Here is an 11,532-nt window from a genome sequence, read left to right as displayed (position 1 = left end):
GGTGCTTCTCCTCACCTTGTTGCGGGGAGCGGTCAGCTCTGCGCCGCCGCCATCCGCTGGCGCAGGCTCAGCGGGCGCATGTCGGTCCAGACCTCGCCGATCCGGGCGAGGCAGTCGGCACGAGGACCCTCGGTGCCCTCGGCGTGCCAGCCCGCCGGCAGATCCCGGTCGGCGGGCCAGATGGAGTACTGCTCCTCGTCGTTGCGGACCACCCGGTACACCCGGTCGTCGGTCTGCTCGTCAGCCATCGGAACTCCTTGTGGTTGTCGGGACTCCGGCCGGAGCCGGCGCACCCGGGATTCGGGGTGCCGCCCGGAGCGGGCGGGTCTTCTGGATTCGGCGTGCCGCCGGTGCCGCCCGAAGCCCGGCGGATCGCCTGGATTCGCGGTGCCGACAGGTCCGGCCCGGTGCGAGCGGACTCGCGGCGCAGCCCGCCGCCACCCACGGTGGGCGGGTCATCTGGGACTCGCGGTGCCGCCGGTGGCGGGCAGGAAGTCGTCGACGCGGGTGCCGAGGCCCCGCTCGACGGCGGCGGCCCGGACGAACTCCGCGAGGGCGATGTCCAGGGCGCCGAGTCCGAACGGCGAGAAGACCACCGTCCGGTCGGGATCGCGGCGGAAGCCGCCGGTGCCGCGCAGGATCTGGCCGATCGGCGCGTCGATGAAGTCGCGGTGCCCCACCTGCTGCTCGGTCAGGTGCAGCGAGGTCCGTTCCCGGCAGACGTGGTCGGCGTCGTCGACCACGTTCTGGCTGGCCAGGATCGTCGCCGGGGTCAGGTCGCGCAGCGAGACGTGCAGCACGAGGGTGCCGGGGCGGGCCGGGCCGAGGTCGAGGTGCGGCTCGGCCGCCGTGGTGGCGATCGAGACCAGGTCGTGCGCCGCGACGGCCCGGCCGGCGTCGGCGGCCAGCGTCACGTGCAGGGTCGGCGAGAGGTCGGCACAGTGCCGGGCGAACGCCGCCGCCCGGGTGCAGTCGCTGTCGAAGAGGGTCACCTCGGTGAGCGTCGGCAGCGCGGCGAGCAGGAAGCGCAGCACCTCAAGGTTGATCACGCCGCAGCCGATCAGCGCCACCCCGCTCGGACCGGGCTCGCGGACCAGCACCCGGGCCGCCAGCGCGGCACTGGCCGCGGTCCGCTTGGCCGAGATCACCGAGCCCTCCAGCAGTGCCGTCGGCACTCCGGTCTCCAGGTCGTTGATCACGATCGACGCGCTTGCCCGGGCCAGCCCGCTGGCGATGTTCCCCGGCCAGGAGGCGATCCACTTCATCCCGGCGGCCGGCGACTTCCCACCGACGTACGCGGGCAGCCCGATGATCCGGTTGCGGGGCTGGTCGGGAAAGCGGAGGAAGATCGAGTGCGGTACCGCCGTGGCACCCTCGTCGTGCAGCCGGTACGCCTCACCGACCAGCTCGATCAGCGCGAGTTCGCGCTCGGCGAGGATCTGTCGCACGTCGTCATGTCGAAGGATCAGCATCAGGCCTGATCACCACCGGAGGCTTCCTTCCAGAGGTGCGAAACCTCGCCGAAGCGGCTCCGTACCCAGTCGTCGGAATAGATCGTGTCGAGGTAGCGGTCGCCACCGTCGGGGAAGATGAGCACGCACTTCGCGTCCTCGGGGATGTTCGGGACGCGCCGCTCCAGGGCCGCCACGGTGGCCCCGGAGGAGCCGCCGGCCAGGATCGCCTCCCGGGCGGTGAGCCGACGGCAGGCGGCGACGCACTCCAGGTCGGTCACGTGCATGACCTCGTCGGCGGCGTCCGGGTCGAAGAGTCCCGGCCGCAGCGACGCGCCGTGCCCGGGCAGCAGCCGCTCGATCGGCTGCTGCCCGTCGAAGATCATGCTGCCGACGGCGTCGACCGCGACGATCTTCGTGTTCAGCCCGTGCTGCCGGACGTAGTCCGCACAGCCGCGCAGGGTGCCGCAGGAGCTGACCGCGCAGAACAGGTAGTCGACGGAACCGTCGAGTGCGTCGACGATCTCGCCCATGGTCTGCCGGTGCGCGACCGGGTTGAGCGGGTTCGCGTACTGGTTGGGCCAGAACGCGTGCGGGGTGTTCGACACCAGTTCACGGACCCGGCGTACCCGCACCGGCAGGTACTCGCCGCTGTCCGGGTCGGGCCGGTTCACCACCTCGACCGACGCCTGGTACGCCCGCAGTATCGCGATGTTCTGCTCTGTCGTCTTGGCGTCCACGACGCAGACGAACCGGAGCCCGAAATACCGGCAGATCTGGGCGAGCCCGACCGCCAGGTTTCCCGAACTGGACTCGACCACCACCGACCGGCCCGGCTGGAGTTCGCCGCTGCGGATTTTCTCCAGCAGCATGCTCAGCGCGGTCCGGTCCTTGACGCTGCCGCCGGGATTGAAGCGCTCCAGCTTGGCGAACACCCTGATTCGAGAATCGGGTACCAGGCGTTCGAGTTCCACCAGGGGCGTGTTCCCGACGGCCGCGAGGATGCCCTTCAGCGCGTGCGGTGAACCTTTTTCAACCTCCCCTTGAGGTTGGTCGTGGCCGCCGGTGAGGGCCGGCGTGCAGGCGCCGCGCTCTCCTGGTCGTAAAAGGTCCATTGGCACGGCTTTCCCTTCGCGGGTCAGTGACGTTCCGACGGAAACGTCACCGCCCAGGTGCCGTTCCCACGGTTGGCGCCGGCCTGCTTTCTCGGCTCCCGGCCTGCTTTCTCGGCTCCTGGTCATCCTGCGACCCGCGGCTATACCAGCCCCATATCGAAACTATCTTCGAAAACGAACCGGGCTCCGCCACCTGACAAAACAGGTGACGGAGCCCGGACAACAGTCCGATGTGGACGGTTTATTCGCGTACGCCGGCCAGCTCGACCGCGCGGGTCCGGTTGGCGAGCCGGACCGGCACCACCGCACCGAGTACGGCAAGCGCGGCGCTGACCACGGTGATCACCGCGACGGTGCCCCACGGCACGCTTACCGGAGTCGCCCCGACGAGTTGCCCCAGGGCGAGCCGCAGCCCGGCCAGGTTCACCGCCGACGCCCCTACCGCGAGCAGCACCCCGACCCCGGCCACCAGCAACGACTCGGCGGCGAAGACCCGGAGCACCTGTCGCGGGGTGGCGCCGGCCAGCCGCAGGATCGCCAGGTCCCGGAGCCGGTCCGAGGTCGCCATCACCAGCGTGTTGACGATGGCGATGAAGCAGAAGACGATCGCGATGCCGAGTACCAGCAGCATGCCCAGGGTGCTGGCCTGGCTGTTCTCGCTGCTCTCCTCGCCGAGCCACTCCTGCGCCGGCAGGGCCCGGGCGCCCAGCCCGGCGGTGGCGCTGTCCAGGGCCGTGCGGACCGCCGCCGGGTCGGTGCCGTCGCGCACCGAGACGTAGACCCGGCGGGCCAGGCCGGTGGAGGCGTACTCGGCGGTGCCGGCGTACTTCGTGCTCAGGTAGGCGACGTCGTTGCTGCCCGAGGTGGTGTCGAGGACCGCCACCACCCGCAGCGGCACGGTGCTGCCGTCGGCCATGAAGACCTCGACGGTCTCGCCGACCCCGACTCCCCAGTCGTCGTTGACGACGATGGTGTCGTCGTGCAGTTCGGCCGGGTTGCCCTCGTCCACCGGCAGGGTCAGGGTGCTCGACAGTCCCGCCGGGTCGACGGCCAGCGCCTCGTAGTCGGCGAGCCGGGCGTCGTCCCGGGTGTAGACAGTGGTCGGCAGCGCGGCGACGACATCGACGCCGGGAATCGCCCGGAGCCGCTCGGTGACCGCCTCGTTCACCCCGGGCGTGCCGTCCGGGGTGACCACGAAGTCGGCGACGACCTGGTTGCGCCGGCCACTGTCCTTGGCCCGGTCGATGGTGGCGGCGGCGCCGAGCAGCGAGATGGAGAGCCCGACGGTGAGCAGCACCGGCGCGGCGGTGGCCGCGGTACGCCGCACCGCAGTCAACGCGCTCTCCCGGACCAGCATCCCGGCGGCACCGCCGAGCCGGCCGAGCGGCCAGGTGATCAGCCGGGCGATCGGCTTGACCACCACCGGGGCGAGCAGGGCGAAGGCGAGGATCGGCAACATCAGCACCCCGATGTACCGGGTCGGCACCATCACCATGCCCGGGTTCACCACCGCCACCCAGCCGATGGTGACCAGGCCGAAGGCGAGCGCCAGCAGCCCGTAGAGCCACCGGCCGGAGGTCATGGTGCGGGAGTCGACGGCGGCGTCCCGCAGCGCCTCGATCGGGCGTACGTCGCCGGCCCGGCGAGACGCCGCCCAGACCCCGGCCAGCGCCACCCCCAGCCCCATGCAGAACGCGATCAGCAGCGGCACCCAGACCGCCGGCCCGGTGGAGAACCCGACGGTGAACCAGGGCGGGGCGAGCCCCAGGTCGACCATCCAGCCGGCCAGCAGTGGTGCGATGCCGAGCCCGAGGGCACAGCCGGCGATCGCGGAGGCGAGCCCGACCACGAACGCCTCGGCCAGCACCATCCGGCGTACCTGCCGGGGCGTGGCGCCTACCGTGCGGAGCAGGGCGATCTCCCGGCGCCGTTGGGCGACCGCGAAGGCGAAGGTCGAGGCGACCAGGAAGATCGAGACGAACCCGGCGACCACCGCGGTGATCGGCAACAGCGTCTGGGTGTTGTCGATCGCCTCCCGGTCGGCGTTGTAGCTCGGGTCCAGTACGTTGCGCCGCTGACCGGTGAGCACCTCGGCGTCCCGGCCGACGGCCTGGCGTACCGCCTCCGGCGCCCCGTAGGAGACCAGCGCCTCGACCCGGGGTGAGAGCCCGGCCGCCTCGGCGTCGGTGAAGAAGACCGCGGACTCGAAGTCGGCCGGCGCCGTCACCCCGGCGACCGTGTAGTCGCGCGGCCCGCCGGTGGTGAAGACGGTGACCCGCTCGCCCGGCCCGGCACCGCCGCTCGGCACCACGACCTCGGTGTCGGCCTGCGGCGGCCGGCCGGCGGCCAGCGCGTACGGCGCGAACTCGGCGCTGGACCAACCGTGCCCGACCTGGTCGTCGGGGCCGCCGGCGAGCTGGGCGTAGAAGTTGCGGACCGGTACGGTGCGACCGAGCGCGCCGACCTCGGCGGCCAGCGCGTCGGAGATGCCCCGGGCCTGGATCAGCGAGCGGCTGCCCGGGTCGTGCCGGGCCGGATCCCACTCCGGGTCGAGCGCGGCCACCACCACCGGGGCGGCGGCGAACCGCTGCGGCGCCCGCTCGGGCAGCCCCAGGGTGGCGCCGATCTCCAGCCCCATCGCGGCGATCATGCCGGCGCCCAGGGTCAGCGCGACGAACGTCCCGACGAACGCGGCCCAGCGCACCCGCAGCGTCTGCAGGGCGATGCTCAGCACGCGCCGACCTCCATCCGGGTCATCCGGGCCGCGATCGTCTCCGCCGTCGGGTTGACCAGCTCACCGGCGAGCACCCCGTCGGCGAGGAAGACCACCCGGTCGGCGTTGGCGGCGGTCACCGGGTCGTGCGTGACCATCACGATGGTCTGCTGGTGCCGGTCGACCAGGCCGCGCAGCAGCGCCAGCACCTCCCGGCTGGTGCTGGTGTCAAGCGCACCGGTCGGCTCGTCGGCGAAGAGCACCGCCGGCTTCGTGACCAGGGCACGGGCGATCGCGACCCGCTGCTGCTGGCCACCGGAGAGCTCCGCCGGCCGGTGCCCGCCCCGGTTGCCGAGCCCCACCTCGGCGAGTACCTCCGCCACCTCCGAGCGGCTCGGCTTGCGGCCGGCCAGCCGCAGCGGCAGCGCCACGTTCTGCTCGGCGGTCAGCGACGGCAGCAGGTTGAACGCCTGGAAGACGAAGCCGATCTTGTCTCGCCGCAGCAGGGTCAGCGCGGTCTCGCTCAGCCCGGTCAGGTCGGTACCGCCGATCACCACCCGGCCGCTGGTCGGCCGGTCCAGCCCGGCCGCGCACTGCAACAGCGTCGACTTGCCCGAGCCGGACGGCCCCATGATCGCCGTGAAGCTGCCGGCCCGCAGATCGAGCGACACGTCTCTGAGGGCGGTCACCGCGTTCTGACCCGAACCGTACGTCTTGCTCAGCGACTCCAGCCGCACAGCCTGCTCCATAGCGAGCATCCAATCACTGATCGTTAGATCGACACATGAGATACCACCCTGAGAACCCCCGGACCGGCGACCCTGAGGTGTCCCGGGTTTCGGGCGGTTTCCTCCCGGGTTTCGGGAGTTCCCAGGGTCACTGCCCGGGGGAGACTCCGCCGGTGCCCAACGCGAGCAGTTGTTCCAGTTGTGCGCTGTCGACAAGGGAAACCCGGTCGATCCGGCGCGTCGGGTCGGCGGTGGCCGCCTCCAGCAGCCGGCGGTAGTGCCCGGTGAGCCGCTCAATGGTCGCACCGTCGAACAGATCCGTGTTGTACCTGAAGGCACCGGTGAACGAGTCCTCCGCCTGGCGCAGCTCCACGTTGAGGTCGAACTGCCCCTCCAACTGCGGTACGTCGAACGCGGCCAGTCGCAGTCCCCGGTAGGAGATCTCCGGTCCGACCACGGCGCCCTCCGGCACCAGCGGCAGCGGCGGGTCGAGCCGGTCCGCCGCGACCATCGTGAAGGCGATTCGGAACAGCGGTGACCGGGTGCCACCCCGTGCCCCACCGAGCATCCGGTCCAGCAGCGGGAACGGGTAGCCGACGTGGGCCAGTCCGGAGAGGAGTTCCCGGTGCGCCGCCGCCACCGCGTCGGCGAAGGTGGCCCCGGTCGCGAAGGACGACCGCAGCACCAGCGTGTTGACCAGGTAGCCGACCACCTCCCGCAGTCCCCGGCCGTGCCGGGTCGCCACCGGGCAGCCAACCGCGAAGTCGTCCTGGCCGCCGTAGCGGTACAGGGTGGCCTGGAAGACCCCGAGCAGGAAGGCGAACGGGGTGACTCCGGCCGCCGAGGCCGCCGCCCGGACCCGGGCCGCCAGCTCGTCGGGCAACCGCAGGTGGTGGGTCGCCCCGTCGAAGGTCTGCCGCTCCGGGCGGGGCCGGTCGACCGGGATCGCCCCGGCGGACACTCCGGTGCAGCGGTTGCGCCAGTACCGTTCCAGCCGCTCCCGCCGGGGCGAGTCGAGCAGTACCCGCTCCGCCTCGACGTGGTCGAGGAAGCTCGCGGTCAGCGGCGCCCAGTCCGGGGCGCCGCCGTCCGCGATCCCCCGGTATCCGGCCAGCAGGTCGCGCAGCAGCAGCCACTGCGAGGTGGCGTCGCTGATGATGTGGTGGGTGACCAGGACCAGCGCGGCGTCCTCGGCGGAGCGGCGCAGCAGCACCACCCGGAAGACCTCGCCGGCACCGAGCCGGAACGGCACCTCGCCCACCGACCGGGCCAGCCCGAGCAGCGCCTCGTCGGTGCGGCCGGGAACCTCCCGGACCTCCAGCCACCGGGCGCCGTCGACCGGCTCGGCGTCGGCCGGCGGCACGAACTGCCGGGGTACCCCGTCCAGCTCGGCGAAGGCCGCGCCGAGCACCGGATGCCGGGCCACCAGCGCGCCGACCGCCCGACGCAGCGCCGCGACGTCCAGCGCGGACCGGACCCGGACCGCGAGCGTGATGTTGTACGCCGGGCTCTCCGGCGCGAGCTGGTAGAGGAACCAGAGCGCCTCCTGCCCGACCGAGAGCGGGTGGCCGGAGCCGGGCAGCGGATCGGCCGCCCCGGCAGGCGACTGGCCAGAACCGGCAGGTGACTGGCCCGGCCCGCCCGGCGGCTGGGCCGAACCGCCCGGGCGGATGCCCTGGACTGTCATCCCCGGGAGCCCAGCACGCCGTGCAGGTGGCTGGCGAGGGCGTTGACGCTCGGGTGGTCCCAGGCCATCGTGGGCTCCACCTCGATGTCGAACCGCTCCTCGACGTCCCCGCTCAGGGTCATCGCGTACACCGAGTCGAGGCCGATCTCGACAAGTGGCGCGTCGGCGTCGATCTCCTCGGCCGAGCGTTGCAGATAGAAGGCGATCCGGCCGACCAGCCAGCTACGGATGGCGTCGACGGAGGTGTCTTGGATGGTTCCGGACATGGTGCACTCCTTTGGCGTACGGACGGGAACGCATCAGCCGGCGAGACGCCGGTTGACGAGATCGAAGCCGCGGTTGTCCCGGTGACGCTCCAGCAGCTCGATGAAGAGGTGCCGCTCCAGCCCGTCCGGTGCCGCCCCCGGGTCGAGTCCCAGCCGTCCGCCCAGCCGGGTCAACGCGGCGAGCAACCACGGCACGTCCCGCAGGAACGGGTCGTCCTGGTTGTGCCGCCACACCCCGAGGCAGGCCGCGGCGGCCAGTACGGTCGCGTACCGGTCGGTCAACTCGAAGCTGCGCCGGCCGGCGATCACGGTACGGTCCCGGGGCGGCAGGTCGGCGCAGACCTCGGCGAGCCGGTCGAGTTCGGCGGTGAAGAGCCCGCAGAGCCGGGCCAGGGTCGGATCCGCACCCGGTTCGGCACCGTGCTGCCGGAGGGTGGCGGCGAGGCTGTCCACTCCCCGGGCCGAGAGCCCGAGGCCGGCGAAGTCCAGCGGGGGCAGCGGGGCGGCGAGCCGGAACAGCTCCGGCGGCGGGGGCGGCGACGATCGCCAGCCCTGCTGGGCCAGCCGGGGCAGTTGCGGGATGATCGTCGCCTGGCAGACCGCCGAGCTGGCGTGGGTGAGCGTCGCGGCGAGCAGGTCCCGCAGGTTCTTCTGGAAGATCGCGTACGGGCCGTCGCGCAGGTACGACCGGGCGCCGAGTACCACCGAGAGCCGGTACGCCGCCTCCTGCAACACCTTCGGCACGAGGTATTTCACGGCAGCGCTGTAGACACTTGTCTGCCCCGGCAGCAGGTGCAGGGCACGGGCGGCCACAGTGGACAGACAGTCGGCGATCAACAGATCCACGAAGGCGTCGACCAGGGTGCTCCGGGCGTGCGGCAGCTCGGCCACCGGCAGCCCGTACAGCCGGCGGTCGAGGGCGAAGCGCAGCACCGTACGCAGTTGGGTGTCGACGATCCCGACCGCCATTCCGGGCAGTACGCTCCGGGTCACCTGGAAGGCCCGCAGCACCGTCTCCATCGCACCGCCGGGTTCGCCGACCACCGCGTCGGTCGGTACCGGGCAGTCGGTGAACTCCAGCCCGCCGAGCAGGACCCCACGGACTCCGGCGGTGCGGTAGCGGCGCAGCCGTCGCAGATGCTCCGCCGGCAGCGCGGCCATGTCCAGCAGCAGGTGCGAGTGGCTGCGGCTGCCCGGCCGGTCGTCGGTGCGGGCGAAGAGCGTCACCGCGTCCGCCCGGCTCAGGTTGCCGACCATCTCCTTGCGGCCGGTCACCAGGAAGCGGTCGCCGTCGGGGCGGGCCCGCAACTGCGCCCGACCGAAGTCGGTGCCGTGCGCCAGCTCGTTGTAGCCGGCCGACGCCTTGCCGTGCCGCAGCAGCAGGTCGGCCATCCAGCGCCGCTGCCGCGCGGTGCCGTCGGTCCAGACCGGGGTGGCGGCGATGAACGTGGTGACCCCGTAGCCGACCCCGAGGGTGGTGTCCCGGCGGAACACCGCCCGCAGCACCTGGGCCAACCGGTCGGCCCGGTCGAACCGGCCACCGAGGGCCCGGGGCACGAACTCGGCGTTCAGCCCGTACCCGTCGAGCGCCCGCTCGCCGTCGGCGAGCAGTTCACCGCGCTCGTCGGCGGCGAGCACCGCCGGATAGCCGACCGGGTTCGTCGGATCGTGCGGATTTCCCAGGTACGTCTCCAGGTCCGGTTCCGCCCCGGAAGCCGGTGCCGGGTCGGGGACCCGGGCGGTGTCGACAGTCATCTGGCCACCTCGGAGAACTCTGCGGCCGGCTCGGTGGGGCGCACCTCGGGCTCGGTCGACTGTGCACCCGCCTCGGCGAGCCGGGCCGGAAGCAGGGAGAAGAGCCGGCCCTCCCGGTGCTGGGCCAGCAGGTCCGGCAGCAGCCGGTCGTAGTCCTCACCGTCGCCGGGATCGGTGCCGGCTCCTTCGGCGGCCGGGCGGAGTTGCCCGATCAGCCGGTGCAGGCAGGCGCGCAGCCAGCGGGCGTCCGCCCAGAGCGGGGCGGTCGGGCCGTCGGCGAGCCAGTGCCGGTTACGCAGCCACAGGTGCAGGCAGGCAGCGGCGGCGAAGGCGAGCGCGTACTCGCCGGCCATGGTGAACGCCTCGGCCGGTACCTGCCGGGGCTGTGGCCGGTACGCGGCCATCCGCTCGTGCAGCCGGTCGACCAGCCCGGCCAGCGCCTCGGCCTGGCCGGCCAGCGCCTGCGGGGCGATCCCGGCGTCGACCAGTTCGAGTACCTCGGCGACGGCGGCCGGCAGTTGCTGCACCACGCTGCACCCGGTACGGGAGAGCAGCGCCAGCCGGCTCCGGTCGAAGTCGGGCAGCGGCCGGGCCAGTTCGACGGTGTCGGCGAGCCCCGGGTCGACCACGCCCCGCCGGTAGCCGCGTACCAGGCCGGGGAACTGGTTGACCAGGGTGTTCAGGTTGACCAGGGTGTTGCCGTCGAAGATGCCGACGATCCGGTGGTCGCGTTCGATCTTCTGGAACAGCCCGTCGGCGTGGTCGGCGGTGAGCAGGGCGCGGGCCCCGAGCACCTGGCCCAGCCGGGGGATGGTCCGGTCCATCATCGTCGGCACCAGGTATTTGGCGACCGCGGAGGTGACGCTCAGCTCGCCGGGGGTGGCGTGGATGCCGCGCGCGGTGAGCATGCTGGTGGCCTCGCCGATCAGCAGGTCGACGTACGCCTCGGTGAGGGTGCGGTTCGCGTGCGGCAGGTCGACGAGCGGCCGGTCGTAGAGCCGGTGCCCGGTGGCGAAGTCGAGGACCAGCCGCAGCGCCTGGTCGGCCAGGCCGAGCGACATCGCGGCGCACATGGTACGGGTGAGCTGGACGCTCTTCAGCACGATCTCCGGGCCGGCGCCGGGGATACCCAGCAGCGCGTCGGCCGGCACCTCGGCACCGGTGAAGGCGATGCCGCTGATGTCCGCCCCGCGTACCCCGTGGGTGCGCTCCTTCGGCAGGCAGCGGAAGGTGCCGGGGGCGAGCCGCCGCTTGTCCACCATCAGCAGGCTGAAGCCCCGGGTGCCGCCGGCCGGTTCGGTCCGGGCGAGTACGCAGACCAGGTCCCCCCGGCTGGCGTTGTTGATCAGCCACTTCTCGCCGTCGACCCGGTAGCCGTCGCCGGCCGGCACCGCCGACACCTCGCCGGCGAGCAGGTCGCTGCCGTGCTCCCGCTCGGTGAGCGCCAGCGAGATGACACTGCCGGCGAGCACCTCGGCACCGACCCGGCGGGCCTGTTCCGGGGTGCCGCCCACCCAGGCGGAGACGGCACCGAGGTAGGTCTTGCCGTGTCCGATCGCGACGGTCAGGTCCCGGCGGGCCAGGATCCGTACCGCGTGCAGCAGTTCCTCGTAGTCGCGCAACTCGCCGCCGAACTCGGCCGGCACGTACCAGCGGGGCAGGCCGAGCCGGTCCAACTCGGCGCAGGCCTGCGCCGGAAACTCCTCCCGGGAGTCCAGCGCGACGCAGCGGGCGAACGAGGCCGCCCGGTCCGGGTCGTGCGGGTCACCGAGGCCGTGGTCGATCCGCTCGGCGAGGGCGAAGGCCGGATAGCGCAT

At 72.6% G+C, this 11,532-nt stretch carries 9 protein-coding genes; all 9 read right to left on the bottom strand.

All coding sequences use genetic code 11. The features are described 5' to 3' along the window. Positions 1 to 32: 32 nt before the first annotated feature. The 9 genes from CLT71_RS00970 to CLT71_RS00930 all read right to left on the bottom strand — a co-directional run bounded on the left by CLT71_RS00970 (position 33) and on the right by CLT71_RS00930 (position 11,532). Positions 33 to 248, bottom strand: a complete 216-nt coding sequence (locus CLT71_RS00970; RefSeq protein ID WP_101365415.1) for an MbtH family protein — start codon at positions 246 to 248, stop codon at positions 33 to 35. 207 nt (positions 249 to 455) lie between these two features. Beyond that, positions 456 to 1,472: a 2,3-diaminopropionate biosynthesis protein SbnB gene (sbnB, locus tag CLT71_RS00965; RefSeq protein WP_101365414.1), complete on the bottom strand. Its 1,017-nt coding sequence runs from the start codon at positions 1,470 to 1,472 to the stop codon at positions 456 to 458. Further along, a complete protein-coding gene (gene sbnA / locus CLT71_RS00960) occupies positions 1,472 to 2,455 on the bottom strand; it encodes a 2,3-diaminopropionate biosynthesis protein SbnA (protein WP_486483638.1) in 984 nt (327 codons plus the stop codon). Before sbnA ends, sbnB begins: the two co-directional genes overlap by 1 nt. Before the next feature lie 352 nt (positions 2,456 to 2,807). Beyond that, positions 2,808 to 5,300, bottom strand: coding sequence for an FtsX-like permease family protein (locus CLT71_RS00955; RefSeq protein WP_199187461.1), 2,493 nt, complete (start codon positions 5,298 to 5,300; stop codon positions 2,808 to 2,810). Further along, complete coding sequence (locus CLT71_RS00950) at positions 5,294 to 6,037, bottom strand: ABC transporter ATP-binding protein (RefSeq protein ID WP_101365412.1); 744 nt, start codon at positions 6,035 to 6,037, stop codon at positions 5,294 to 5,296. Before CLT71_RS00950 ends, CLT71_RS00955 begins: the two co-directional genes overlap by 7 nt. Positions 6,038 to 6,155: 118 nt before the next feature. Beyond that, positions 6,156 to 7,694 (bottom strand): condensation domain-containing protein, encoded by a 1,539-nt coding sequence (locus CLT71_RS00945; protein ID WP_101365411.1) that lies wholly within the window; start codon positions 7,692 to 7,694, stop codon positions 6,156 to 6,158. Beyond that, the gene (locus tag CLT71_RS00940; RefSeq protein WP_101365410.1) at positions 7,691 to 7,960 is read right to left on the bottom strand and encodes an acyl carrier protein; all 270 of its coding nucleotides are present in this window, start codon (positions 7,958 to 7,960) and stop codon (positions 7,691 to 7,693) included. Before CLT71_RS00940 ends, CLT71_RS00945 begins: the two co-directional genes overlap by 4 nt. Positions 7,961 to 7,993: 33 nt before the next feature. Next, positions 7,994 to 9,715, bottom strand: coding sequence for an acyl-CoA dehydrogenase family protein (locus CLT71_RS00935; RefSeq protein WP_101365409.1), 1,722 nt, complete (start codon positions 9,713 to 9,715; stop codon positions 7,994 to 7,996). Then, positions 9,712 to 11,532 carry an acyl-CoA dehydrogenase family protein gene (locus CLT71_RS00930; protein ID WP_101371024.1) on the bottom strand — a complete coding sequence of 607 codons (1,821 nt, stop codon included), beginning with the start codon at positions 11,530 to 11,532 and terminating at the stop codon, positions 9,712 to 9,714. Before CLT71_RS00930 ends, CLT71_RS00935 begins: the two co-directional genes overlap by 4 nt.

This window comes from Plantactinospora sp. CNZ320, assembly GCF_002846275.1.
This window is presented reverse-complemented; position numbering and strand designations above follow the sequence as displayed.

Excerpts from the sequence above, each read along its gene's own strand:
- CLT71_RS00970 (WP_101365415.1), bottom strand. The coding sequence starts at position 248 with ATGGCTGACGAGCAGACCGACGACCGGGTGTACCGGGTGGTCCGCAAC.
- sbnB (WP_101365414.1), bottom strand. The coding sequence starts at position 1,472 with ATGCTGATCCTTCGACATGACGACGTGCGACAGATCCTCGCCGAGCGC.
- CLT71_RS00950 (WP_101365412.1), bottom strand. The coding sequence starts at position 6,037 with ATGCTCGCTATGGAGCAGGCTGTGCGGCTGGAGTCGCTGAGCAAGACG.
- CLT71_RS00945 (WP_101365411.1), bottom strand. The coding sequence starts at position 7,694 with ATGACAGTCCAGGGCATCCGCCCGGGCGGTTCGGCCCAGCCGCCGGGC.
- CLT71_RS00940 (WP_101365410.1), bottom strand. The coding sequence starts at position 7,960 with ATGTCCGGAACCATCCAAGACACCTCCGTCGACGCCATCCGTAGCTGG.
- CLT71_RS00935 (WP_101365409.1), bottom strand. The coding sequence starts at position 9,715 with ATGACTGTCGACACCGCCCGGGTCCCCGACCCGGCACCGGCTTCCGGG.
- CLT71_RS00930 (WP_101371024.1), bottom strand. The coding sequence starts at position 11,532 with ATGCGCTATCCGGCCTTCGCCCTCGCCGAGCGGATCGACCACGGCCTC.